Origin of the sequence: Paenibacillus sp. FSL P4-0127, assembly GCF_038007325.1 — a bacterium.
GTDB classification, from domain to species: domain Bacteria; phylum Bacillota; class Bacilli; order Paenibacillales; family Paenibacillaceae; genus Fontibacillus; species Fontibacillus macerans.
The window spans coordinates 4175858-4202853 of the sequence record NZ_JBBOWY010000001.1; the positions used below are offsets into that span (position 1 = coordinate 4175858).

The following is a 26996-nucleotide window of genomic DNA, read 5'->3' on the forward strand; positions in this document are numbered from 1 at the left end:
CCGGCCAGAAAATAAGGCTGCTCCCGTCTCCAACTTAACTCAACTCGACCCAACCAACTAACTCAACCAACTAACTCAATCCACCCCAGCCCAACCAACTAGCTCAACCCACCCTAGCCAAACTAACTAACTCAACTCAACCTATCATCGCCGTGCCTTGCATGAGGATTAACTTAATCATTTAACCCGTCTTGCGGCACGATAACGCGCGCCTTTCTCGGCGCGCGTTATGTCCCGTGCAACGCTAGCCGTTACCGGTGCTGCGCATACACGTTCGCTTTGCTCGCCTGGCGGATCAGCTGGACTTCCTCGGCGGACAAAGCCGGAACGTTGGCGGCTGCGATATTTTGGAGCAGCTGCTCCCTGGAGCTGGCCCCGGGAATCACAACGGCCACCGCCGGGTGGGCAAGGGAATACCGGATGGCCAGCTGCGTCAGGCTGCGCCCCTCGGTCTCCAGCTCCCGGAGCTGTCGGCGCAGCGAGATCAGCTCTTCCAGCTCATAATCGAGAACGCCTTTGGCGGGCTCTCTTCCGGCGGCGAGCGCGCCGCTGGCCAGCGGGCCGCGGGCAATGGCGCTGATTCCTTTTTCCTGGAGCAAAGGAAGCACGGTTTCTTCAGCCCGCCGGTCCACGATGCTGTATTGATTCATGACGCTGACGATGGAAGAGCGGGCGGCGTATTCCCGGATCACGTTGGGGCGAATCGAGGAAATGCCATACTCCCGAATGACGCCTTCGTGCTTTAACTGCTCGAACGCTTCGATCGTCTCATCGATCGGGTCTTCCATGGTTCCTCCGTGAAGCTGATACAAATCGATATAATCCGTGCCGAGCCTGCGCAAGCTTTCTTTGACGGCCGAGAGGATATAGGTTTTGGAAGGGTCCCACACCCAGCCGTCCTGACCGGGAATTCTCCGGTTGCCTGCTTTTGTGGCCAACACGACCCGATCCCGCCGTCCCCGAATCGCCTTGCCGACGATCTCTTCGTTGCGCCCGCTATCGTATAAATCGGCGGTGTCCAGGAAGTTGACGCCGAGATCCAGCGCCTCATGAATCAGCGAGACGGCTTTCGCTTCGTCCGTCCCCAAAGTCATGCAACCCATTCCGATTTCGCCGACGAGCAAATCGGATGCGCCTAAACGATTCATTTTCATATGATTCATCTCCTTATATCTGCATATGTAAAATATAATCTTCGTCTATCATATCATTTCAAATCATTTCAAACCTTTTTCGGCGCAAATATGCGGCGGAAAGAAGAAAACCAACGGTCCGAAAGATCGTTGGTCAAACATCAAGCAACGTAGGCTAGTGGATATCGCGTTTTTTGAAGTTGCCTCCGCGCACTTCGGATACGTCGGATACGACGACAAATGCGCTGTGATCGATGTCTTTGATGATGGAGAGAAGCTTGGTTTCTTCCATGCGGTTAATGACGCAGTTCAGGATTTGGGTTTCCTCCTTCGAGTACCCGCCCCGGCCCGGGGTGAAGGTAACGCTTCGGCCGAGACGGGATTGAATCGCTTCCCCGAGCTCTTCCGATTTGCTGCTGATCACCTTGACGGACTTTGATTTCTCCAAACCAACTTGAATGATATCGATGACATTTTTGGCGATGTAATAGGTTAATGCCGAGTAGAGGGCGTTTTCCAAGCCGTAAATAAAGCCCGCGCCCGTAAAAATAAACGCGTTGATGACCAGGATAATGTCGCCGACGGAGAACGGGATTTTGCGGGAGAGCAGTACGGCGAGCACTTCCGATCCATCCATGGCGCCTCCGCTGCGGAGCACGATCCCGATTCCGACGCCGATCAGCAGCCCCCCAGCCAAGACGACAAGCAAAGGATCTTTAGGTCCCAATATCGGTTTGATGTGATGCATCAGCACGGTGGAAACCGACAACGCCACGATGCCGATACTGCTCATAATCGCGAACGTTTTTCCGACCTGCTTGTAACCGAGGTATACGAACGGAATATTTAAAACAAACAGCAAAATGCCGAGGGAAATGCCGAACAGGTCGGAGCCCATGATGCTTAAGCCGGTAACGCCGCCGTCAATGACATCGTTGGGGATCAGCACGGCTTCCAGGCCGTATCCGGTAATCACTGCCCCGATGATGATCATGATCACCCTGCGAACCCATTCAAATGTTTTATTTTTTTTCATAAGTTTGCTCCTTACGTTGTTGGGATTGTTCCAAATAAATTTTTGCGATAAAAAAAAGCCGCCGGGCTTCCAATTCCAGCCCCGTACGTTCAAAAGCTTCTTTCAACGCTTTAAGCGCAATCAGGATTAATGTGCAATTGATGACTTTCTGCGCGATCAAGCCGTGCAGCCCGTCGATCAGTTCGATGGAACTGACGGGCGTATTTTCCGCCGCAGCCTTTTGTTTTAATGCATCGATTAGTTCCAGGACAAAACTTTTTTCTATATGCACCCCGCTTCCTTTTTGGTCAAGTTGAAGGAGCGGGTCCATCGCAAAGATGTTTTCCCGGGAATCCAGCATGACTTTGATGATCGCCTCGATGTAACGCAGCAGTTTGGGAATGACTTCATGCCATTCGGGACTTGTCCGAAACAAGCTTTCCCACGTTAGCGAAACTTGCTGGACCATTCCAAAATACAGCATGGCCGCGTCAAAGGAATACGGCTTGATCTCGGCCCCGTATATATCAACCAGTCTGGAGGACAGCCATTTTATTTGTTTGCCGATCAGCGCCGATATTTCAAGCTCTCCGCTATGATACTCCGACCATAACATTTCGAGAATGGGCCTTTTCTCCGGCAAAGACATCGGGACGGCCAATTGGTCGGCCAGCAGCGCCAGCTCGGAAGGGTATTCGCCGGCTTCCAGCTCCCTGCGGATCACCATGTCATCCTGATGGCTTTGCTCGAGTATAGCCACGATTACATCGCTTTTCGAGTTAAAATATTTGTAAAATGTGCCCTTTGCGACTTGCGAGGTTTCGAGAATCATCTGAATGGAAGTATGGGGAATTCCATGCTCCTTGAACAGTTCAAGCGCCGTGTCCATTATTAAATGCTTGCGGTCCCTCATGGAAACGCTCCTTAGATGTTTTAATGTATTTATTATATCATCATTAATGGGGTTAACCAAACCTCTAAAATTTAAAATGAACTTCATGTACAATTTAAAGTCGTGATTATCAATAAAAATTGACATGCCGTGTTTGATATTGAATTAAAATAGACATAGCGTATAGTTTTGAGGGCGTAGAGAGTTTTTTGCGAACCCGGGTTCCTTTGTTAAAATTTACTGGACATATTGTTAACCTGTGTAGTAATTTTAGGTTGACAATTATGCGGTAATACTCCATTTTGAAGGGACGGGATCACTTGATGAAAACGGTTGGGCCGTGGGATATTTACTTTGCAAAGGCGCTCCAAGGAAATTGCCTCACGATGGAAGAGGGGCTGAATGTGCTTCAGGCGGAGGATGATGAGCTGCTCCCCCTGATGGAAGCGGCTTTTCAAGTCCGAAAACATTATTTCGGCAAAAAAGTGAAGCTGAACATGATCATTAACGCCAAAAGCGGACTTTGCCCGGAGGACTGCGGCTACTGCTCGCAATCGCTCGTCTCGGCGGCCCCGGTGGCCAAATACGCGTTGTTGGATAAAGAGACCCTGCTCGCCGGCGCGCGCGAAGCGATGCGGCGCAAAGCCGGAACCTACTGCATCGTGGCGTCCGGCAGAGGGCCGACGGACAAGGAGCTGGAGCAGGTCGCGGAGGCGGTGAAAGAAATCCGGGAGACGATGCCGCTCAAAATATGCGCCTGCCTCGGCCTGCTGAAAGCGGATCAGGCCCGGCGGCTGTCGGAAGCGGGGGTTCACCGCTATAACCATAACTTGAATACGAGCAAGGCGAATTATCCTTCCATCACGAGCACGCACACCTATGACCAGCGCGTCGAAACGGTGGAAACCGCCAAAGCTAGCGGTTTGTCGCCTTGCTCCGGCGTAATCGTCGGGATGGGGGAGACGGACCGGGAAATCGTGGAGATGGCGTTTGCGCTGCGCGAACTGGATGCTGATTCGATCCCGGTCAATTTTCTGAACGCCATCCCGGGAACGCCGCTGGAGCACGCCGGGCGGACGCCGGCTCTTAAGGCGCTGAAAACGCTGGCCCTGTTCCGCTTCATTTGTCCGTCCAAAGAAATCCGCGTGGCCGGCGGCCGCGAAACGAGCCTCCGCTCGCTTCAGCCATTGTCCCTGTACGCGGCCAATTCGCTGTTCGTCGGCGACTACTTGACGACCGCAGGGCAGGACGTTCGCCAGGACCACCGCATGATTGAGGATCTGGGCTTTGAGATTGAACTCACTGCGATTTAGCGCTTTGGAGGATGGCGCGGCTGCCCGTTTTCCATTAAACTGAATATGGAAAACGAAACCAACAAACGTGGTGATAAGCTTGTTTAACATTATGCTGATCGAAGACGACCGGTCTCTTTTTCAGGAAATCAAAGAACGGCTGGAGCAGTGGTCCTACGGGGTGCATGGGGTTGGGGACTTCGGAGACGTGCTGCGGGAGTTTACGGCGATTCGTCCCGATCTGGTCGTCATCGACATTCAGTTGCCGAAATATGACGGGTTCCACTGGTGCCGGATGATTCGGGCTCATTCCAACGTACCGATCATTTTTCTGTCCTCGCGCGATCATCCGACCGATATGGTGATGTCCATGCAGCTGGGGGCGGACGATTTTATCCAGAAGCCGTTTCATTTCGAGGTGCTGATCGCCAAAATCCAGGCGACGCTGCGGCGCGTGTACGACTACAATACGGACCGGATGGAGCTGCGGACATGGCGCGGGGCCGCGGTGGAGTACGTGCGGAATACGATCCGGAACGGGCAGGGGACAATCGAACTGACGAAAAACGAAATGCTGATTTTAAAAATGCTGATTGAACGCAAAAACCGGATCGTCAGCCGGGAAGAGCTGATCAGGAGCTTGTGGGACAACGAGCATTTCGTCAGCGACAACACCTTGACGGTCAACGTGAACCGGCTGCGCAAGAAGCTGGAAGAAATCGGGCTGGGCGCTTATATCGAAACCAAGGTGGGACAAGGGTATATAGCCACGGAAGAGGCGGCGCCCCAATGATCCGGAAATTTCTGCGAGAACGGCTAAGTTGGATTTTGCTGATTGCCGGTTTGCAGCTGCTGCTGCTGTTTGTCGCTTTCATCGACAGCGAGATTCCATTTCTGCCGATCCTTTATATCGTCTTTTTGTCGCTGCTTGTGTTTGCCGTTTTTCTCTTTATGCGCTACTCGAAAGAAACGAGGTTTTACCAGACCCTTGCGGCCTGGGACGATACGTACGACCTGTCCGCGATCGCCCGTCCCGACAGCCCGTTTGAAACGATTGCGATGGACATGCTCAGCGAACAGACGGACAAGTACCGGAAGGAAGCTTCGGCGCATGTGGCCCGGCTGGAAGAGGAAAAGGACGAGCTGATGTCCTGGATTCATGAAGTCAAAACGCCGCTCACCGCCATGCAGCTTATGATCGATCGGCTGGAGGAAGGAACGCTGAAGTCGCAGCTGAGGTACGAGTGGCTGCGCATTCATCTGCTGCTGGATCGCCAGTTGCATCAGAAGCGGATCGCTTTTATCGAAAATGACCGGTATGTTGAGCGGACGGCGCTGGAGCCGATCGTGCACAAAGAGATCAAGGATTTGCAAGCCTGGTGCCTGCAAAAAGGCATCGGTTTTGATGTGTCGCTAACGGCCAAAGAAGTGCTGACGGACGGCAAGTGGCTCGGCTTCATCCTTCGGCAGCTGTTGAGCAATGCCGTAAAATACAGCCAGGCTTCCGATATCATCGTTGAAAGCGGGGCGCTGGAAGGCCGGACCTGGCTGCGTATTCGGGATTTCGGCCGGGGGATCGATCCGAAGGATGTGCCGCGCATCTTCGAAAAGGGCTTTACATCAACGGCGGCGCATCTGGACAATGCGGCTACGGGAATGGGACTATATTTGGCGAAAAAGGTCGCGGATTCGCTGTCCATACGCATTGAAGCCGAATCGAGGCCGGGCGAGGGGAGCGTTTTTACGCTGTATTTTCCGCAAAGCAACGATTTTGTAAGCACGCTGGGCATGTGACAACATTGTCACATGCCTTTGTGTTTTGTTCGGCTAACCGCAGGACAGGGCGGGGGCGACTGGTTAAGATAGAGGCAGAACCAAAGGAGTGATGGAAAGTGGCGATACTGGAAGCCAGCAAAATTCATAAAAGCTATGGCAACAAATTCAATAAACAGGAGGTGCTGAAGGGGATCGACCTCAGCGTGGAAAAAGGCGAATTCGTCAGCATTATGGGGGCGTCCGGCTCCGGTAAAACGACTTTGCTGAACGTGCTCTCGTCCATCGACAAGGTCAGCCTCGGCAGCATCAAAATCGAAGGCAAGGAATTTACCGGCATGAAGGAAAAGGAGCTGGCCGAGTTCCGAAAGTCTCATTTGGGGTTTATTTTTCAGGAGTACAATTTGCTGGATACGCTGACGGTCAAAGAAAATGTGCTGCTGCCTTTGTCGATCAAAAAAGTGTCCCGGAAAGACGCGGATCATAAATTCCGGACGATTGCCTCTGAGCTGGGCATTTACGAGTTAAAGGACAAATACCCGAACGAAATCTCCGGGGGACAAAAGCAGCGGACAAGCGCGGCACGGGCGTTTATCCATGATCCCAGCATCATTTTTGCCGATGAGCCGACCGGTGCGCTCGATTCGAAGTCGGCCTCCGATTTGCTGGGCAAGCTCAGCGAACTCAACCGGAAAATCGAAGCTACGATCATTATGGTCACCCACGATCCGGTGGCGGCCAGCTACTGCAGCCGGGTCGTCTTTATCAAGGACGGTCAGATTTACTCGCAGCTGGTCAAGGGAGAAGAATCCAGGCAGGCGTTTTTTAACGACATCATTAAAGCGCAAGGTGTATTGGGCGGTGTCCAGGGATGAGCTTAAACCAGTTGATATACCGCAATTTGAAAAAAAACATCAAAAACTATTACCTGTACGTCTTTGCGCTTATTTTCAGCGTCGCTTTGTATTTCGCGTTTGTGACCCTGCAATACGATCCGGCGCTTGATGAAATCAAGGGTTCCGTGAAGGGGGCGGCCGGATTGGCCGCCGCGTCGGTTCTGCTCGTTGTCATCGTGGCGATATTTTTGCTGTACGCCAACACGATTTTCATCAAGCGCCGCAGCCGGGAAATCGGATTGTTTCAATTAATCGGGTTAACGAAGGGAAAAATCTTCCGGATTTTAAGCAGCGAGAACCTGATCCTGTATTTCGGTTCCATGCTGGTCGGCATCTTCTTTGGTTTTTCCTGCTCCAGGCTGCTCCTTATGATCTTGTTCAGAATCATCGGCGTGGACGAGCAGGCCAAGCTCAGCTTTTCGCCGCAGGCGCTGCTGCAAACCGTGATCGTCTTCGCGGCCGTTTATTTGCTGATCATGCTCATGAACTATACGTTCATCAAGCGGCAGAGTATCCTTTCGCTCTTCCGGGTCGTGTCTTCGACAGAAAATACGTACCGGAAAATGCGCGTCTCCGAGCTGTTTATCGGCTTGCTCGGCATCGGGTTCATCCTTTTCGGATACAAGGTCTCGACCCGCTTGTTCAGCGGCGCTTTCACCGCTATGAACGAGCTGTTTCTGGCGATGGTGCTGATCTTGGGCTCCGTTATTTTAGGGACATATTTGTTCTATAAAGGGTCGGTCAGCGCTATTTTTAACCTGGTGCGGAAAGCGAAGGGCGGTTATTTGTCGCTGAACGAGGTGCTGTCGCTTTCTTCGATTATGTTCCGGATGAAATCCAACGCCTTGCTGCTGACGATCATCACGACCGTATCGGCGCTGGCGATCGGACTTCTGTCGCTCAGTTATATCTCGTATTATTCCGCGGAAAAATCGGCCGAGCAAAGCGTACCGAACCACTTTTCGATGATGGAGCCCGCGGATGTAGCGGCGTTTGGGCAGGCGCTTCGGCAGGCGAACATCGAGTACAGGGAAACCAAACGCGCCGTTCTTATGGTGGACGCTGACGTCGCCCAAGTTATCGGCGTCAGCACGCAAGACGGCGGCAACGGAATCATGACGCTTCCGGTCGTCAGCGAGAAATCGGTGGACGGCGTGGACGTCGCCCTGAGGGAGGCGTTGTTTATGGGGTTAAACGATGCGATGACGCAGTTTATGGCGATCCGGCCGACAGGAGAACTGACGCTTAAGGGACAAACGGACGAGATCAAATTATCGCTGATCGGAATGGATAAAATGGCGGTCGTCTCCATTCCTTTTTCGGGCGGGGTGCCTACGGCCGTTGTGGATCAAGCGGTGTTTGAACGAATGGCGAAGGACGTGAACCCGGATATCCAAAAGGGAACCTCCGTATATTACGGCATCGATATCGTTAACCCTGAACAAATGGATCAGGCCGACGAACTGTATAAAGGCATGGGCTTAGAAAGTCGTTCCGGCAATATGTCGCAGCCTGAGCTCATTACGAATCAAAAGGGCAACATGGGGCTGATCATGTTCATCGTCGCCTTTCTGGGATTGACTTTCCTGATCACTTCGGGCTGCATTTTGTATTTCAAGCAAATGGGCGAAGGGGAAGAGGAGCGGCCGAATTATACGATCTTGCGAAAAATCGGGTTCACGCAAGGCAATTTGCTCCGCGGCGTTCAAATCAAGCAGTTGTTCAGCTTCGGCATTCCGCTGGCCGTAGGCTTGTCGCACAGTTATTTTGCCGTGAAATCCGGCTGGTTTCTCTTTGGCACCGAGCTGTGGACGCCGATGGTCCTGGTGATGCTGCTGTACACGGGTTTGTATTCCGTCTTTGGACTCCTGTCCGTTATGTTCTATAAACGGGTTATTAAAGAATCGCTGTAACACCTAAACTTCGGTCCGTCAGGGGCAACGCCATAGATCCGATAATCGGCAAATTAAATCCCGCGATGCTTATATGGCGCCTCCGGGATTTTTTGCCGTATGAATAACTTTTGCATAAAGACATAACCCTAATGCTAGGTTTAGCCAGTTGACGAACATTCCATTCGCGGATATTATAGATATATTGAGTCTGTAATACTCATTTCATTTAGGAGGAAGATCGTCATGACAACTTTGCTGGATGTAGGCATTATCGGAGGCGGTCCGGCCGGCTTAAACGCGGCTTTGGTTTTGGGCAGAGCGAGAAAAAACGTAGTTGTGATTGACGAAGGCCGTCCGCGCAACCGGGTGACGGGCGAGTCCCACGGGTTTTTGACCCGCGACGGCATCAAACCGGCCGAATTCCGTCGCATCGCCAAAGAACAGATCCAAGCCTATCCTACGGTTCGCTTTGTGGAAGATACCGCAGTGACGGCAGCGGGAGAGGATGGACGTTTTCAAATTACTACCGCACAGGGGGAGACGTTCCAAGCGAAAAAGCTGCTTTTTGCCTCAGGAATGAAGGATGCTCCGCTGGACATCCCGGGCTTGGCCGAGGTGTACGGGAAAAGCGCGTTTGTATGCCCTTATTGCGACGGTTGGGAATTGCGGGACCGGCCGCTCGTCGTGATCGTTCCGAGAGATCAGGTGTTGCACATGGCTAAAATGATCTCGGGCTGGACTACGCAATTTACAGTGTGCACCCATGGGCAGGGGCAATGGACGGAGGGGCACCGCGAGGATCTTGAGCGCCACCAGGTTCCCGTCTTCGATCTGCCGGTTGAACACATCGATTCTCAGGAAGGCATGGTCCGCCAGGTTGTATTGAAGGATGGCACGGCCGTTCCTTGCACCGGAATCTTTTTTGCGCCCAAGCTGGTCCCGGGATCAAGCTTGCCGCAAATGCTGGACTGCGGCATAACGGAAAGCGGGGCGATGATCGTCGACGATCTCGGCAAAACGAACGTACCGGGGATCTTCGGCGCCGGCGATGCGGCTTCCGCCAAGTATCAGGTGATTGCAGCCGCCGCGGCCGGAGCTTTGGCCGGTATGGCCATCAATAACGAGCTCCAGGAAGAAGCCTGGAATCGTAGGGGATAAACTGAGGACGCCAGCAGGCGTCCTTTTTTTCTGCTTGACGAATCCCTCCAAGGACTCGCTTCAAACGCTTTACATATACAAGCTGGCCAACAGGATTCCCAGGCTTTCTTCGTAAATTTGGTCATATTGCGCCAACGGCAGGGGATTGACCCCGCTGCCGAGCTCCACCGTAAACCCCGGCCTTCTCCAGTCCTGGATGAACCAGTCTTTGTAGCCGGCATAGCTTTCGACATACCGTACCGGTTCGTATCCGCTGACGCGGGCAAACTCGTTTACGATCGTTTCGGCATAGGGCGGTTCCAGATTCTCGAACCCCCAATAAATGACCTCGCCCTGGGTGTGAAAAGCCAGCACACGGGCAAAATCGCTTTCCCTTGTTAACTCGGCCATGGCGATCGCTTCCGGCTCGGTGAGCGGGGCGGTTCCCCCATAATCCCGCGGTCCGCGCTCCTGCGGATTTCTGGCGACTTCACGTTCCCACAGCGCGGGGAACTGGTCGTTGAGGTCCACGCCGCGTATGTTCGCTTTCCACCCCTGGAAATCGGTGCTTCCGTTGTTGTAGGACAGCACATTGCTGCGGTATGGCTCCTGCTCCGGCAAGCCGTTTATGACCAAATCCACGCCGTCGGGATTAACCATGGGGACGACGGACAAGGTCGCCGCCTCATAGTAAGGCCACATTTGCAGCCCTCTGATCCCGGTATTGTTGGTTAATGCGAGCGAATAATGATTCAGAAACTTGATCAGGACAGGCGTCGTGATCCATTCGTTGGCATGGAAGGCCCCGTTGGCATGGACGCGTTTGTTGCCTTGGCCGACGCGCAGCTCGGGGAGCGGTTTGCCCATCACGGAATGGCCGATATTGCGGTATCCGAGAAACGGATACAGATCCATAAGCCGGTTCAGATCGGAGCGAAGCGCGGCATAATCGTACGGTTTTCTGACGTCCACCACAAACCAGGTGACCCGCAGCGGCAGCTGCACTCTCTGCCCGATCTCCAACCGGTTCGGATTGACCGACGGGTTCAGCAGGATCAGCATATCCAGCGAAATCCCCCGGTCTCTGGCCAGCTTCCATAGCGAGTCGCCGGGTTTGATTTGATATTCGCTAACCAGAAACCCCGGAATATTCACTTCCTGGCCCACGGCAAGATTCGCGGCGTCCACTCCGGCGTTGGAATCCACGATCAACTGCAGCGGCAGGTTAAACAGCTGGCTGTAATACCACAGCGTATCCCCGGCGCGAACTTGAATTTTCAAAAGCCATCCCTCCTAGACGTACCCTCCCTATCAGCATATGGGGGAGGCATGGGCTCCATGTCTGCTCAACTATTCCAATTGGTTCATTTTTCGATATTCTTTTGGTGATACCCCGTATCGTTCTATAAAAATTTTATTGAAAAACCCATGATTTTGGTAACCTACAGCATTCAAGATTTCTTCTAAAGTCTTGCTCGTATTTTCCAGTAAAAAACAAGCTTGGTTTAATTTTTGTTCTTGAAGAAGCTGTTTAAAACTTTTGCCTGTATCCTTTTTGATCACACGACTCAAATAATTAGGATGAAAAGCGAACTTGTCAGCCGTTGAATTCAATGTGCACCTCTGATAATTTTCTTCAATATATTGTAAAATCTCTAAAATGTAAGTTTTATTCGATGAATTCGACCTTGTATTATTTTCGGTTTGATAATAACGGAGTAGTTCTGCGAAGATGAGTATCATGTACGCATTGATAATATCCTTAGCGGAAAAGCTTGGATCATAGTATTCACACAGTAGGTTCTCTACTAAATAAGCCAGTTTATCGCTCTCTTGGCAGTGAAATAAAATATACCGGTTATGTTCGCGGTCCTTCGATATGGCATCGCGAATAAAATCAGAGATGATGCTGTTGCTGGATAACTGACTCAAGATTGAAGCTGTAAAATAACTTTTTTCCATCAAAAAATTAATGATAATGTCGTGTTCTTCCACGTCTTTTATGGTGTGCGGAACATTTGTGTCCATAATACAAACATCCCCGTTTTTTAAAGAAATCGCTTTATCCCGAATAATTGCTGTGCAGGAGCCTGCGTAAATGTAGTTCATTTCAATGTAATTGTGTATATGCATAGGAATCTTAGAGTATCTCGAGTGTTTAACGATGGCGAGCTTCGGATTGAATGAATATGGACGCTCGTTGTTTTTCTTCTGTTCAGAAAATTTAAATACATATATGTCTTTACCATCGAGTTTTACTTTCTCAAATTGATCGTAAAAAGAATTCTGATAGTCGGGTTCTTCTTTATGTCTCTTTTCACTATTCGTCAGCGTGAACAAAAGCTTTGTTAAGTCACTTCTTAACATGTGTCACCTCAATTAAAAGTTAAGTTTGGTACATTTATAAGTCACTTGTCGTAATTGTACAACAAATAAAAAGCGTTTACAATTCAGGGTGTAAGCCGTTCCACTATACTCAGGCCTAGTATAACAACGCCTTAAATTGGTAATTTGTATACCAATAAACGTTGAAAAATTGTTATTGGTTAAATAACGACAAGTAGGGAGTGGGAGAGATGGATTTTAAATCCTTGGCAAAAGAAGTGGTTGCCCAATTAGGCGGGAAAGAAAATGTAAGAAGCGTAACCCATTGTATGACTCGTCTGCGTTTTGTTTTGAAAGATGACAACTTGGCCAATTCAGAAAATATAAAACAGGTCCCGGGTGTGTTGGGCACCGCCGTTTCCGGCGGTCAATATCAAGTTATTATTGGACCTCAAGTGGCGAAAGCATATGAAAAAGTAACGGAAGAACTCGGTATTCATGGAAATGAAGAAGGTACGGATGAAGGTGAACAAAAAGAACAGGGGAAAGGCGGAATATTTAATCGTTTCTTTAAACTGATTTCGGGAATTATCTTTCCTGTTATGGGTGTTCTGACTGCAGTCGGGATTATGAAAGGAGTACTTGCGGCGCTAACATCTTTCCATATCCTTACTGCCGAGAGCGGCACCTATCAGATCCTTTATACATTCGCGGATGGTTTCTTTTATTTCCTGCCTATTATTCTCGGTGTATCGGCAGCTCAAAAATTTAAATCGAATCCATATGTTGCCGCTACCATCGGAGCAGCGCTTGTCTATCCTAATATTGTGAACGTATATAATGCAGGAACAAACCTGACATTCCTGAAAATACCAGTAGTTTTGACAAGCTATGCCAACTCTGTATTTCCAATTATAGCTGCGGTTGCATTTGCCGCCTGGTTAGAAAAAAGAATTCAGAATAAAATGCCGGCTTCCGTAAGATTATTTGCAACTCCATTCATTGTATTGACGATTGTCGTTCCGCTTACATTTTTGGTTATCGGGCCCATTATGACGTATATTAGTAACATGCTCGCAGCGGGTACGCAAGCAATCTATGCGTTAAGCCCAGTCGTTACAGGTGTTCTTCTAGGAGCTTTTTGGCAACTGGTTGTTATCTTCGGTTTGCATTATGCATTTATCCCTATCTTAATGAACAATATCGCCACGATGGGGGAAGATCCGATCAATGCCATTTTGAATGTAACCGTATTTGCGCTAGCTGGTGCGGCGATTGGGTTTGGTTTAAGACAAAAGGATAAGCAGAAACGCTCATTAGGCCTTTCAACAGGGATAACTGGACTGATGGGAATTACAGAGCCGATTATTTATAGTATTGCCATTCCTTATAAAAAACCGTTTATAGCCGCTTTTATCGGCGGGGGAATCGCGGGCGGCATCACGGCGGCGACGGGGGCAAAAATGTTCGGTTTTGGCGGAAATGCTATATTTGCGGCCCCTTTGTTTATCAATCCTAAAGGAATGGATACAAGCTTTACCGCTTATTTAATTACTTCAACTGTTGCGTTTTTCGTACCTCTGGTTATCGCATTCCTGACCAGCAGACGGAGAGAAAATTTGTCGAAGAACGATAATAAATAGATACGTTAGGAAGATGCAATATGAACAAAATAGAGAAATTATTGAATAAGCAGGAGGGGAACCGCATATTTCCTTTTCTGTGGATGCATGGCGAATCTGCGAAAATCATCGAAGAGTACGTGAATAAAATTTATGAGAGCGGCATCAGGGCGTTATGTGTGGAGCCGCGCCCGCATCCTGACTTTGTAGGGGAAAAATGGTGGGCGGATTTAAAAGTTGTCCTTGAAGCGGCTAAGAAAAAAAATATGAAAGTTTGGCTGTTTGATGATGCTCATTTTCCAACGGGGTTCGCGAACGGAGCCATCATGAAAGATTTTCCGGAATTAAGAAAAAAGTTCTTGAAAATTAACCAATTGGATTACCATGGTCCGCAGAGAGACGCTGGTATAATTGTGAAATGGCATGCCGGCGGAGATCGAAATGCGATCATGACGGTGGGAACCGATGAGGCCCAGACGCAACAAGCGTTAGAGAAATCAGGAGAACACATTGTAGGTGTTATTGCTGCAAAGATAATCAATTATGAAACCATCGATACAAACACGTTAGTCGATATCTCAAATTACATGGTTAATGGCGTCGTTTATTGGGATATTCCGGAGGGAAATTGGCGTATCTTCACTTTAGTAGAAACATACAATGGTGGAGAAGCTTCCACGGAGGGATACCTTAATCCCATTGATCCAACGGCTACTCAAGTTCTAATTGATACCGTATATCAGCCGCATTTTGAACATTTTTCCGAATACTTTGGTACAACCATTGCAGGTTTTTTTACGGATGAACCGAGGTTTGGCAATGTCAAGGGACCAAATGCGCGGATCGGTAAAGCGGAGATGGTACTTCCTTGGCGTTCTGATCTGCTTATTTTACTAGAAGAAAAACTAGGGGAACAGGCAAAATTACTATTGCCTTTATTAATGGCAACCGGCACGGAGAAACAAAGCTTAATACGTTACGTCTATATGGATCTTGTCTCCCGATTATACTCCGATAACTTTTCGGGAAAACTGGCCGAGTGGTGTCGTGAACACGGTGTGGAATACATCGGTCATATCATTGAAGATAACAATGCCCACGGAAGATTAGGATATGGCGCAGGCCATTTTCACCGTGCTATAGACGGTCAGTCGATGTCCGGGATCGATGTCGTTTTGCATCAGCTATTGCCTGGACTGGACAATGGCTATTTTAGGAGCTTTACCTCAACAGGTTGGGATGGCGAGTTTTTCCATTACGGTTTAGCAAAGTTGGGCTCTTCCTTTGGTCATTTGGATGAGAAGAAAAAGGGCAGAACGATGTGTGAATTATATGGAGCCTATGGATGGTCAGAAGGCTTAAACTTAATGAAATGGATGACGGACCATATGCTTGTAAGGGGCGTCAATCACTTTGTCCCGCATGCCTTTGACATGGCTCCTTACCCGGATACAGACTGTCCGCCGCATTTTTATGCGCATGGGAATAATCCGCAGCATCGTCATTTGCATCATTTGATGAATTATACAAATCGCGTTTCAGAGCTGTTGAGCGATGGGATACATGTAGCGTCATCCTTGATCCTTTATCACGCAGAGGCTGAATGGTCCGGAGAAGCAATGCTGTTCCAGAAACCCGCCAAAGAACTGACGCGTAATCAAATTGATTTTGATGTCGTTTCAATCGATATGTTGGATAAAGCCGAAATTAAGGAGAATAAAATTTATATCAACCAGGAAATGTTTGAAAACCTGATTATTCCTTATGCAGAAAAGTGGCCGAAAGTGTTTTTTGATAAGGTGGAAAAACTGATTGCTGAAGGTGCGAATATCATTTTTGTTGACGGATATCCAATGGGGGCTAGTGAAGAAGGATCGATCCAAGATTCGATCGCCTTATTTGAAGAAAAGGATCATGTCCAAATCGTCTCATTACATGATTTGGCCAAACATATACGTTCAGTAGGGGCTTATCATATTGCACTTGAACAGGAATCCCCATCATTACGTTTTTATCAATACCGTCATGGTAACGATGAAGTGTATATGTTCTTTAATGAATCATCAGATGTAAAAATTGAAAATACCGTCATGATCAAGCAAACAGGCTATATCCATCAATATGATGCACTGGATAATAAACTCTATATTATAAGTGATGAACAACAGAGCTTTATCTCGTTAAATTTAGATCTTCAAGAATCAAAGATTTATATTGTTTCTAATAAAAAATTAGATGCACAAAAGCGACAGATTTTAGAAAAAGTCGACGAAATGGAAATTAAAGGAGAATGGAGAGTTAGCTTAGCTACTGCAAAAGAATATCCTATGTTTTCCGAAAACTTTACCCTAGAAAAACTACAGAATATTTCTAAGCCGACATTATATTCTGATTTTTCCGGTACGATACAATATGAGATTGAATTTGACCTTGGATATGAAACTTCCTATAACTATGATTTGGACTTGGGAGATGTCTATGAGGTAGCTGAGGTTTTTATCAACGATGAACATGTGGGAATAAAAATGGCTAAACCTTATCATTTTGATATTACCGATTATATCAAACAAGGAAGAAATATTCTTAAGGTTGAAGTAACGAATACTTTGGGTACAAAGCATAAGGACTTCTTATCTCAATATCGAGCTTTGCAACCGAGCGGACTGCTTGGAAAAGTAAGGTTAGGCAGACAAAAGGCGCATTAAACAAAGGGAAAGCGGGAAATTTATGTTTAAAGGAGGAATGAAACATGCCGGACGACCGCTTACCGATCGAAACTGACGGGGACCCGCAAACCGTTTACGAAGATACGAGCCCGCATCAGCGAACCGGCTTTATGCCGGAGCAGCCCGACGTAACGGCCCTTCCTTCCAATGAGGAAAGTCTGGAGCGAATGAGGAAAGTCTGGAGCGAATCGGAAACGACCAGGCCCAGGAGTAACTTTGCAAGAACAGCGACTAGTCCGGTCGCTGTTTTTTTATTTTCAATATAAGCGGATGTGAACAAACGTTCCCCAGTTATGATATACTAAAATGGAAATTTACGTTTGTCCATGAGGATGGAGAGTTTGCCATGGAAAATCGTTCGCGTTCCCTTGAATTTGCGGAAATCGATTTGTACGAAGAAGAGCCGGGACTTGATATACCGCCTAAAAAAGATACGGACCTGAGTCAAGCGTCCGCGGCGTCCATTCCGTTCTACAACCGTGAGCGCCATTTCGCCAAGGAAGCGCGGAAGCGGGTGAACGAGCGGGGCGAGCCGGCGCCTTTTGTGCCGTTTATGAGCTATTGGCCGACCTACGAACATATGATGGAGTCGCAGCAGAGATGGTATTTTTACTGGCGTTCCGAAGTGCGCGCCGGGCGTTACCCCGATACGGATCTATCGTACATATTCGTTTATGTTTATGAACTGATCAACGGTGTGGGGTGGTCGGACCCGCAGGAAGGGTTCGAAGAACTTAACCGGATTTGGATGGCGTATGGCGGACGGTATCCGCAGCTAAACGCCTATTTGAAAGATTGGCTCGCCGATTTTGCGTTTGTGCACGCGCTGGATGTTCCGCTGCTGGAAATCATCACGCGCGGCGGAGGTTCGTATCCGGAGGATTTGTTGGATATGGAACTGCTGCGGCTGTTTAAGAAGCAGCCGTCCCAAATCCCGCTGGACCTCTTGTTTGCGTTAAGCGACTACGATTTGCGGCGCAGCAAATTTTATCAGGGACCCGGCAAAGCGGATCTGGAGCTGTGGGTCCCGCGGATTGTCGGGATGCTGGACGCTTTTTTGTGCAAAACCCAGGGGACCCGGTTGATCGACAAATTCCATCCCGGCCGGGAGCGGACGACCGAGCGGTATCTGTTCCGCAGCGCGGTCTACGACGATTCGCTTTACGGGAGAACGATAGCCCTTGGTACGGTCCCGCTCAGCAGCCATCGTCCGCTGCAAAAATACATTACGCAAACGATCCGCTATGCCGAAAACCGATTAAGGGAATTAAGAGGATTTAGAGGACGCTTGAGGGGCGTCGTTATGGAGCCGGAGACGGCGCGCCTGATCGACCGCTTTCTGGAAAAAGAGTTCGCTGCGCAGACGGCCGCAAAGCCGCGGATCGAAATCGACGCGGAGAAGCTGGCGGCGCTTAAGCGGGATTCGGATTATGTGCGGACCAGGCTGGCGATCGGCTATGAAGAAGGGGGCGAAACGGCGGCGGAGGCGATATCGGGTTTGGCCGCGGAATTGGGCCCGCAAGCGGATTTGGATTCGGAAGCAGCTTTGGACTCGGAGGACAATGTCGTGCCTGAACAAGAAGCTGACAAAGAAGATGGAGAGAGCTTGGCGTATTGGGACCTGCCGCAGCTGGACGAGGATTGGACTTCATTCGCCGAACAGCTTGATTCGGCGCAGCTCGAAGCTTTGCTTGCCCTCAAAAGCCCTGCGCCCGATAGCGCGCTTGCCGCTGTGGCCGAAGCTTACGGCACCATGCCCGAGCTGATCCTGGATGAAATCAACCAGCTGGCGATGGAAACGATCGGGGACCTGGTTGTTGACGAAGGGCGGATTGTCCCGGAATATATGGACTTTTTTGCGCATTTGAAAGGAGAATTCTCGTGAATGAAGTGAAAATTCCCAAGCGGCTCACCACGGCGCTGGTCAATTCGCTCACGGCCGGCGTGGTGCCGCGGGTGGGGCTGGAGCATGTCGCGGTGGGGCGCCGGGCGGAAGTTGACGCCATTCTCAAGGACCTCGACAACATCGCCGAGGGCGGAGCGGCGTTCAGATTTATTACCGGACGTTACGGCAGCGGGAAAAGCTTTTTGCTGCAGACGATCCGCAACTACGCGATGGACCGGGATTTCGTCGTGGCCGACGCGGATTTGTCGCCGGAGCGGAGACTGGTCGGGACGAAAGGGCAGGGCTTGGCCACCTACCGCGAGCTGATGACCCATCTGTCCACCAAAACGCGCCCGGACGGCGGAGCGCTGGAAGCGATGCTGCAAAAATGGTTCGCCGCCTTGCAGCAGGAGGCGCTGCGGGAGACGGGCTTTAAGCCAAGCGATCCCGCTCTCAACGATGCGGTGGAGCAGCGGATTTTTGCGGTTACGGCGGAAATGCAGAACCTCGTGCACGGGTTTGATTTCGCCAAAGTGCTGGCCGCTTACTGGAACGGGTACAAGCTGGCCGACGACGACCGGAAGCAGGCGGCGCTCCGCTGGCTAAGGGGCGAGTACCCGACGAAAACGGAAGCGAAAAAGGAACTGCAAGTTGGCGTCATCGTCGATGATGAAAATTGGTACGATTACGTCAAGCTGTGGTCGGAGTTCGCGGCGCGGATCGGATACCGCGGCCTGCTGCTGTTTATCGATGAAGCCGTCAATTTGTACAAGATTTCCAACAGCGTGTCCCGGCAAAGCAACTACGAAAAACTGCTGACGATGTTTAACGATACAATGCAGGGCAAAGCGGAGCACCTGGGCATTTTTGTTGGGGGAACGCCGCAATTTGTCGAAGACGAGCGCAGGGGCCTGTTCAGCTATGAAGCGCTGCGCTCCCGGCTGATGGAAGGACGTTACGCCGGGAAAGGCTTCGTGAATTATTCCGGGCCGATCCTGAGGCTGGAGATGCTGTCGCCCGAAGAAATACTGCTGCTCCTGCAAAAGCTGGTAAACATCCATGCCCAGCATTTTGGCTATACGCCGTCGGTCGCGCAGCAGCAGATTGTATATTTTATGGAGGCCGCCGTCGGCCGCCTGGGCGCCGATGAGTTGCTCACCCCGCGTGAAGTGATCCGCGATTTTATGGATTTGCTGCATACGCTGCGGCAAAACCCGGAAGCTTCCTTCGAGCAGCTTGTTGGCGAGCACCAGGTAAAGCCGGCCGAAGCGGATCCGGACGAGGTCGACGGCTTTCTGGCGGAGTTTGAACTATGAGCGACAATCCTTTTTATCAGCTGGCCCCGTTTATCCAGGAATTTATTTATAAGCGGAAATGGGAGGCGCTAAGGGCCGTGCAAGTGGAGGCCTGCCGCATCTGCTTTGGGACAAGCCGCCATTTGCTGATCGCTTCGGGCACCGCCTCGGGGAAAACCGAAGCCGCGTTGTTTCCCGCGCTGACCGAGCTGCACAACAGGCCGGCCAGCTCTGTCGGCATTTTGTACATCGGCCCGCTGAAGGCGCTGATCAACGATCAGTTCGCCAGGCTCGAGGATCTGCTGCGCGAATCGCGCATTCCGGTTTGGCATTGGCACGGCGACGTGCCGCAAGCCGAAAAAACGAAGCTGGTCCGGAATCCTTCCGGGATACTGCAAATTACGCCCGAATCGCTTGAGGGGCTGCTGATGAACCGCCCCAACGCGATTCCGGCATTGTTTAAAGACTTGCGCTACATCATCATCGACGAGGTGCACGCCTTTATGGGGGTGGACCGGGGCATCCAGGTGCTGAGCCAAATCGCCCGGATCGAGCGGATGGCCGGCGCCAGGCCGAGGCGGATCGGGCTGTCGGCGACGCTGAGCGATTACGAATCGGCCAAGGCATGGTTAGGAGCGGGAAGCAGCGAGCAAGTCGAGGTCGTATCCTCGGCGGGAGGGCGCAAGCTGCGGCTGCGGGTTGAGCATTTTTCGTTTCCCGACGCCCGTGACGAACAGCAGGCCGAGCAGCTGCAGAACGCCCGCAAGGCATATTACGAGTACATTTACGACAGCACGCATTTGAAGAAGGCGCTGATTTTCACCAACAGCCGGTCCGACGCCGAGCTCACGACGCTGGAAATGCGCCGGGTCGCGGCGAAACGCCATGAGCCGGACGTGTTTTACGTTCACCATGGGAGCATTTCGGCGATGCTGCGGGAAGAGGCGGAGAGCGCGCTGAAAAACGGCCCGGGACCGGCGGTGTCCGCGGCGACGCTGACGCTGGAGCTGGGGATCGACCTCGGGGAGCTTGAGCGGGTCGTGCAGCTTGGCGCTCCGTACAGCTCGTCCAGCTTCGTGCAGCGGCTGGGGCGCTCCGGCCGGCGCGGCGATGCGGCGTCCGAGATGCTGTTCGTCGTCCAAGAAGAAGAGGACGAGGATGCCCCGCTGCCGGCCCGCATGCCGTGGACGCTGCTGCGCGCGATCGCGGTGATCGAGCTATACGTCCGCGACAAGTGGATCGAGCCGCTGGAGATCCGCAAGCTGCCGATCGGCACGATGTACCATCAAACGATGAGCATGTTGAAAAGCATGGGGGAAGCGGAGCCGGCCGAGCTGGCGCAAGCGGTGCTGACGCTTCCGTCGTTTCGCCAGGTGAGCCCGGAGCAGTATAAAATGTTCCTGAATTATCTCCTGCAAACCGATCATCTGCAGTGGACGGAAGAAAAGTCGCTGATCATCGGCCTGACCGGGGAGAAGATCGTAAACAACTTCCGCTTTTACGCCGTCTTTCAGGATGACGAAGAACATGCGGTGTATAACGGCTCCGAGGAGATCGGCTCGATTACGACCGTTCCGCCGCCCGGATATTGCTTTACCCTGGCCGGGAAGCTGTGGAAGGTGACGGAGGTGGATGCGAAGCATAAGGCGGTTTACGTAAAAGCGGCGATCGGCAAAGTGGATACGTTATGGCTTGGGGCAGGCGGAGATGTTCATACGCAGGTGGTGAAAAAGATGCGCGAAGTGCTCGCCGGCTCGGCCATTTATCCGTATTTGTCCCCGCAAGCGGTGAACCGCTTGGAGCGGGCCCGGCGGCTGGCGAGGGAGACCGGGCTGGCCCGGCAAGCTGTCCTGCCGGCTGGCGGAGACTCCTTGTTCGTGCTGCCGTGGGTGGGCAGCAAGGCGTTTCGAACCTTGGAACGGCTGCTCAAGCATCATTTGTCCGAACGCCTCGCCTTACGGTCCGTCGTCCCGATGGAGCCCTATTACATGATCGTTTCGGGCAAAAGCGATGCGCAAACGTTAATCGGGGAAATCGCAAGAGCTTGCCGGGACTGTCGTGAAGAGGACCTGCTGGCGCCGGAGGAAGCGCCTTACCTGGGGAAATACGACGAATTTGTCGCTCCGGAGCTCATCCGCCAGGCGTTTGCCGCCGACGGTCTTGATTTGCAGGGACTGCGGACAGGGCTCGCCGATATGCCGGAAGAGGAAGTATAGCGGGGTTCCTGCGCCTGAAAAGGATGTTCTGATTGGAAAGAAGATTGACCAAATTAGCACTAGCGTTGCATCAAATCTGATCTGACAAGCTGCATTTTCTAGCCACACAAATTTTCTAACGGATGCCACAAGCGCTATTTGTTCGAAAAACGTTGATTTCAAACTGTAACGGTTGCCATGGAGCTTATTTCGCCGAACACCGGTAATTTTTGCTTGGATTCAGGCTAATAACGGCGCTGGCAACCGTTAGAATTTCGAAAAGGTCTTTTTTCGGAAAATAGCCGCTGCTACAAGCGTTAGATTTCGGTCAGCTTTTAGGGGGAATTTTGAGCAAAAGTTAATGCAACGCTAGTGCCAAAAGCAAATGGGCCGTTCCCCCAATAAGGAGGACGGCCCATTTTTAGCTTTAGTGTGAAGGTTATTTATTCAGGGGAAGGTTAAGTTCCAAATCTTCCAGATATACTTTAATAGGCGACCCGTCGCTGTTTTGAACCAATTTTCCTTTGCTGTCCGTTTTAAAGGTATACGGTTTTACGACAATAGAACTTGGAACAGCCGCAAAGGATGTATATGTCATGTCGAAGTAGCGCTGCTTTTTGACGACGCCGTCATTAGCTTGCAGGATAGGAGATAAGGTATTCCCTTTACTATCCGCGAGATCAAATCCTAAATTTTTTAAATCCTTTACTTGCTTATGAGCGCCTTGTGCAGCCAGCTCTAACCGGCTTGAATAAGGGGTTAATTCTACCCGTTTTACGGTATAGCTGAAATTTCCCGCTTTCTTAACCACCGCTTTGCTTAAAACCGTGTTTTGTGGCGCTTGTTTTTTAACGGGTAATTTAAAGGTAAAAGGATCCTTCACGCCTGAAGTATGAGCTTTGACCGTAAGCTCGAACTGCTTGGGCAGATACAGGGTTCGCGGGCCCTTAACGGACAGGTCGTTGAAGGAGATCAACAAACTGTTGTCTTGCAACTCCGATCTTCCATACGACTGTAGATCCATCTTTTTGCCGTCGATATAAATATCAACGTATAGAAGAACCCCTTTTTTCTCGGCATTTGTTATATCGTCCAGCGTTGTTTCAAAATCATCGCCTTCCCTTTGCAAAGCAAAGGAAACTCTTGCTCCATCAAAAAGATAGTCCGTCAACTTCAAGGTGACGCCATCTTTCGTCACTTTTTGATTTGGCACCTTTGTTATCCCTTGCTTGGCCGCTTTCTGCAAACCCGAATCTCTCTTAGCCCATTCAAAAAGACTTTGGGCAGCAGCAGACTCTTGTTTTGGCCGCATCAGCCGCAGCCACCCCGGATAGGGCTGGCCCGCTTGCGGTTAAAAACGAAGCGATAAGCAGGCTCAGGGCGATTTTCTTGTTGAAAATTTTGCTGATCATGATTGTATTCCTCCTGATTTACGGATTGAGCGGGATCGTCATTTCCAAATCTTTATGGTACGTTTTTGTTTGTTCGTCAACCGCAGTCCAATCCGATTTTTTGACCGTATAGGTATACGGTTTGATCGTAATGGATTTGGGTGCCGTACTGAACGCGCTATACAGTTCGTCCTCATGATAGTGATTTTTTGGCGCTTCAGAAGGGGACGGAACCCACGACTGTTGAATTGGATTTCCTTGTTCATCCACAATATCGTAATACATTTTGCTGGCCGCATACTCGCCTGTCTGATTCTCGGTTACCGGTACTGTACCGTTGCTGTCAATGACCACTCTGGTGGAACCGGCAGTCAGATTGACCCGTTTAACCGTGTAACTGAAATCGCCTTTGCTCATTGTTTTTTCCGGATTGACGGAGAGGATCGGTTGAACCTTTGTGATTGGGATTTTAAGCACGAAAGGTTCTTCTACTTGGGTAACTTTTACCGCTAACGACAATTCAAACCGATCCGGAAGCGCCGCTTCTTCCAAGCCTTTTCTTATGTTATAAGTGAAGGTGTCCTGTTGCCCGGGAATTTCCCCGCTATCGCCATATAACCCCTTCACGAGTTTACCGTTAACGGTGACATCCAATAAACTGGATCGCCAATCAATATAACCCTTGACTTTCTCACTTTGCTCCAGGTCGCGCCAAGGCATCATGACACCGTCCAGTTCCGCTCCTTCTCGGACCATACCCACACTCAAACGATTCCCATCATAATAGGCTTCCACCACTTTCAGGGTGATGCCATCGTGAGTCACACTTACATTAGGGAAGGTTACCATGCCTTTATCGACTGCGGCCCCCAGGGCTCCTTCTGCGGTCTTAAATACACTGCCGATCAGCGGCAAATTTTCCAAAGCGGCCGCCATTGCCGGAGAAACAAAACCCGAGCCGATTACGGCTCCTCCCAATACAAAAGTTGCTGCCGCGGTAAGTCCAAGTTTTTTGACCATTTTCATTTTTGTAAATGCTCCTTTATTATCTATTGAATGATTCAAATCTTGGTCCATGATCATTTGATAGGTATTGTCCAATCTTAAACGCGTGCTTTCCGGCTTTTGCCAGCAGTATGCATTCCTCACTAAATTCCAAATCGTTTCACCTCTTTTCTCTTTCATTTCGTTTATTAGACCGGCCAACTGTCCGAAAGGTAACATACAAAAATTTATGGTTGTCAGAAAACATCCTTGGCAATCTTCCTACTGAATTATGCGTAAATTCATTTTAAAAAGCAAAAATGGTTGTAAAAAATCGCTTTTCCCGATTCGATTGACTGGAAAAATAGATAATGCTACAATTTTTTTATTAATTTACGTAAATTTTGCGATGGGGTGTGTACATTGGCAACGATAAAAGAAATAGCCAAAGAAGCCGGGGTGTCGATAGCCACGGTTTCCCATGTCATTAATAAAACGAGATACGTCAGTCCCGAGCTGGCGGAAAAAGTGGAAGACGTCATCAAGAAGCTGGGCTACGACAAAAAAATAGCGGTTGCCGGCAATCAGTTCAGAATCGGCAAAAAATCGGAAATCGCCTTGCTTTTGCCGGGTTTGTCGGGAACGCTTTATTCTCAGCTGGCTTCCGCGATTTCAGCCTGTATAACCGAACGGGGCTATAGTTTGACGGTTTATTTCCATCATGACGATGTGACGCTGGAGAAAAACATCATTACCAACATCCTGAACAACAAGCGGATCGCAGGGCTGATCATCGTACCGGCCAGCACGGAAGCGAAGCAGTTCCAGAAGCTTAAGCAGCAGCAGTTTCCGTTTTTGTTCCTGGACCGCAAGGTTCGCCTGGAAGGCGTCGGCTCCGTGCTGGCGGACAGTAAAGAAGGGATTTACAGAGGCTGCGTTCATCTGCTGAAATCCGGACACGAGGAAATCGCCTTGATCATTGAAAAAGCGGATTTTTCCAGCGTCGAAGACCGGTTGGAAGGTTACCGCGAAGCGCTTGGCTCCTACAAAATCCCGTTTCGCAAAGAGCTGGTGATCGAAGTGGAGCAAAACCGGCTGGATGATTTCGAAAAAGGGATCAAAGAGGTCTGGGGCCAGCATAAAAGTCCGACCTTTGTGGCCAGCGGCAACCGGATTACGCTCAATTTGCTGCGGGTGATGAACAAGCTGGGGCTGGAGTGGCCGGCCGACGTTTCGGTGATCGGGTTCGGCGATGAGGAATGGTCGGAAATCATCAATCCGCCGCTGACGATGCTGAAGCAGGACACGAAGCAAATGGCTTTGGAAGCGGTTTCGATGCTGCTTGATATCATGGATCACGGTCCGGGCGAGGCCCGGGAAATCAAAGTCCCGATGACGTTTTCGATCCAGAATTCGACCCAGGTGATCGGCAAAGGACCGTTTGGCGAAAAGCCGGTTTCCCCCAATGAATTGACGTTGTCCAAGGAAGAAGTTGAAAAATTGACGACAGGCAGCTATAAAGTCGGGATCTCTTTTCATTATGGCGGTACGGCGTGGACGAGACTATACGAAAACGGAATCCGCCATGTGTTGGACCAATACGGCATCTCCATTATTTCCATTACCAATGCCGGTTTTGACCCGAATCTGCAGGTCACGCAACTGGAAGGCTTGCGCATGCAAAAACCGGATGCGATTATCGCCATCCCGGTTGACGATGAGCTGACCGCCAAGAAATTCAAGAACATCTCGGAGGAAACGAAGCTGATTTTTATGAGCCATGTGCCGGAGGGTATGACGAAAGACGAGTATTCCTGCTGCGTTTCGGTGAACGAACGGGAAAACGGGCAAAACGCGGCGCTCCTGCTGGGCAACTATTTCAAAAACGAGCAGAACGTCAAGATAGGCTTCATCGGGCATGGCGCCCCGTTTTACGGCACGCATTTAAGGGACGCCGTGGCGAACGACACGATCCGCAGCAATTTCCGCAATATCGAGATCGTTGATGAGCAGTATTTTTACCAAATCGAGAAAACGTACGACGTATGCAAAGAAATGATCAAGCGGCATCCGGAAATTCAAGGCCTGTATATTTCCTGGGACAGACCGGCGCTCGAGGCGATCAAGGCTTTGCAGGAGCTGAAGCGGGAGGACGTGGCCGTCTTCACGTTCGATCTCGATACGGAAATCGCCACGTATTTGGCCAAAGAAGAAATGGTCAAGGGATTGTCCACGCAGCGGCCATACGATCAGGGGATCGCGGTAGGTTTGGCGACCGCCAAGGCCTTGCTGGGCCATGATGAGCATAAGTATATCGGCGTTCCGCCATATATCGTCGAACCGAAAAATCTGTTAAAGGCTTGGAAAAATATTGTATTGGAACCAGCTCCAGCAGAAATTGAAGAATTAATTCTCAAGAAATTTACGTAAATTAATTTGCAATTATTTTTTTGTTTAAAATTTCGACAAAATATTTGACATTTCGCAGCTCTCTATGATACATTTTACGTAAAGAAGTTGAAAGCGGTTTATTCGTAAAA

General features: G+C 50.2%; 20 protein-coding genes. 12 read left to right on the forward strand and 8 right to left on the reverse strand.

All coding sequences use genetic code 11. The annotated features are described in order from the left end of the window. Positions 1-251 precede the first annotated feature (251 nt). The 3 genes from NYE74_RS18850 to NYE74_RS18860 form a co-directional block, all read right to left on the reverse strand. Positions 252-1154 (reverse strand): aldo/keto reductase, encoded by a 903-nt coding sequence (locus NYE74_RS18850; protein WP_341005111.1) that lies wholly within the window; start codon positions 1152-1154, stop codon positions 252-254. A gap of 154 nt (positions 1155-1308) precedes the next feature. Beyond that, positions 1309-2169: a YitT family protein gene (locus NYE74_RS18855; RefSeq protein WP_341005112.1), complete on the reverse strand. Its 861-nt coding sequence runs from the start codon at positions 2167-2169 to the stop codon at positions 1309-1311. Beyond that, positions 2156-3061: a TetR/AcrR family transcriptional regulator gene (locus NYE74_RS18860; protein WP_328272144.1), complete on the reverse strand. Its 906-nt coding sequence runs from the start codon at positions 3059-3061 to the stop codon at positions 2156-2158. The genes NYE74_RS18855 and NYE74_RS18860 overlap by 14 nt, the downstream gene beginning before the upstream one ends. Before the next feature lie 302 nt (positions 3062-3363). Here NYE74_RS18860 and bioB point away from each other — a divergent pair, with 302 nt between their 5' ends. From bioB to NYE74_RS18890, 6 genes are all read left to right on the forward strand, one after another. Further along, entirely contained in the window at positions 3364-4353 is a 990-nt protein-coding gene (bioB, locus tag NYE74_RS18865) for a biotin synthase BioB (RefSeq protein ID WP_341005319.1), read from the forward strand. Positions 4354-4432: 79 nt separating this feature from the next. Next, complete coding sequence (locus NYE74_RS18870) at positions 4433-5125, forward strand: response regulator transcription factor (RefSeq protein ID WP_328272143.1); 693 nt, start codon at positions 4433-4435, stop codon at positions 5123-5125. Further along, the gene (locus NYE74_RS18875) at positions 5122-6126 is read left to right on the forward strand and encodes a sensor histidine kinase (RefSeq protein ID WP_341005113.1); all 1005 of its coding nucleotides are present in this window, start codon (positions 5122-5124) and stop codon (positions 6124-6126) included. The genes NYE74_RS18870 and NYE74_RS18875 overlap by 4 nt, the downstream gene beginning before the upstream one ends. Positions 6127-6224: 98 nt before the next feature. After that, positions 6225-6980: an ABC transporter ATP-binding protein gene (locus NYE74_RS18880; protein ID WP_036622794.1), complete on the forward strand. Its 756-nt coding sequence runs from the start codon at positions 6225-6227 to the stop codon at positions 6978-6980. Continuing rightward, positions 6977-8914, forward strand: coding sequence for an ABC transporter permease (locus NYE74_RS18885; RefSeq protein WP_328272141.1), 1938 nt, complete (start codon positions 6977-6979; stop codon positions 8912-8914). The genes NYE74_RS18880 and NYE74_RS18885 overlap by 4 nt, the downstream gene beginning before the upstream one ends. Before the next feature lie 225 nt (positions 8915-9139). Continuing rightward, entirely contained in the window at positions 9140-10054 is a 915-nt protein-coding gene (locus tag NYE74_RS18890) for an NAD(P)/FAD-dependent oxidoreductase (protein WP_341005114.1), read from the forward strand. Positions 10055-10123: 69 nt separating this feature from the next. On the opposite strand, the gene NYE74_RS18895 is transcribed toward NYE74_RS18890, so the two are convergent. Next, a complete protein-coding gene (locus NYE74_RS18895) occupies positions 10124-11314 on the reverse strand; it encodes a M14 family metallopeptidase (protein ID WP_341005115.1) in 1191 nt (396 codons plus the stop codon). 69 nt (positions 11315-11383) lie between these two features. Then, on the reverse strand, positions 11384-12400 hold the full coding sequence (locus tag NYE74_RS18900; RefSeq protein WP_328272138.1) for an AraC family transcriptional regulator: 1017 nt from the start codon (positions 12398-12400) through the stop codon (positions 11384-11386). Positions 12401-12609: 209 nt separating this feature from the next. Here NYE74_RS18900 and NYE74_RS18905 point away from each other — a divergent pair, with 209 nt between their 5' ends. From NYE74_RS18905 to NYE74_RS18925, 5 genes are all read left to right on the forward strand, one after another. Continuing rightward, a complete protein-coding gene (locus NYE74_RS18905) occupies positions 12610-14001 on the forward strand; it encodes a PTS transporter subunit EIIC (protein WP_328272137.1) in 1392 nt (463 codons plus the stop codon). A gap of 20 nt (positions 14002-14021) precedes the next feature. After that, on the forward strand, positions 14022-16685 hold the full coding sequence (locus NYE74_RS18910; RefSeq protein WP_328272136.1) for a glycosylhydrolase-like jelly roll fold domain-containing protein: 2664 nt from the start codon (positions 14022-14024) through the stop codon (positions 16683-16685). 367 nt (positions 16686-17052) lie between these two features. Further along, positions 17053-18591, forward strand: a complete 1539-nt coding sequence (locus NYE74_RS18915) for a TerB N-terminal domain-containing protein (RefSeq protein ID WP_328272134.1) — start codon at positions 17053-17055, stop codon at positions 18589-18591. Then, positions 18588-19907, forward strand: coding sequence for an ATP-binding protein (locus NYE74_RS18920; RefSeq protein ID WP_328272133.1), 1320 nt, complete (start codon positions 18588-18590; stop codon positions 19905-19907). The genes NYE74_RS18915 and NYE74_RS18920 overlap by 4 nt, the downstream gene beginning before the upstream one ends. Beyond that, complete coding sequence (locus tag NYE74_RS18925; RefSeq protein ID WP_341005116.1) at positions 19904-22102, forward strand: DEAD/DEAH box helicase; 2199 nt, start codon at positions 19904-19906, stop codon at positions 22100-22102. Before NYE74_RS18920 ends, NYE74_RS18925 begins: the two co-directional genes overlap by 4 nt. A 418-nt stretch (positions 22103-22520) precedes the next feature. Here NYE74_RS18925 and NYE74_RS18930 read toward each other — a convergent pair whose 3' ends face one another. From NYE74_RS18930 to NYE74_RS18940, 3 genes are read right to left on the reverse strand one after another with little or no spacing between them, the layout of a single operon-like run. Then, positions 22521-23393: a DUF5643 domain-containing protein gene (locus NYE74_RS18930; protein ID WP_127463434.1), complete on the reverse strand. Its 873-nt coding sequence runs from the start codon at positions 23391-23393 to the stop codon at positions 22521-22523. Continuing rightward, entirely contained in the window at positions 23350-23493 is a 144-nt protein-coding gene (locus tag NYE74_RS18935; RefSeq protein ID WP_155619414.1) for a hypothetical protein, read from the reverse strand. The genes NYE74_RS18930 and NYE74_RS18935 overlap by 44 nt, the downstream gene beginning before the upstream one ends. 18 nt (positions 23494-23511) lie before the next feature. After that, the gene (locus NYE74_RS18940) at positions 23512-24657 is read right to left on the reverse strand and encodes a DUF4179 domain-containing protein (RefSeq protein ID WP_164815243.1); all 1146 of its coding nucleotides are present in this window, start codon (positions 24655-24657) and stop codon (positions 23512-23514) included. A gap of 213 nt (positions 24658-24870) precedes the next feature. Here NYE74_RS18940 and NYE74_RS18945 point away from each other — a divergent pair, with 213 nt between their 5' ends. Next, positions 24871-26886, forward strand: a complete 2016-nt coding sequence (locus NYE74_RS18945) for a LacI family DNA-binding transcriptional regulator (RefSeq protein ID WP_227872745.1) — start codon at positions 24871-24873, stop codon at positions 26884-26886. The last annotated feature ends 110 nt before the right edge of the window (positions 26887-26996 follow it).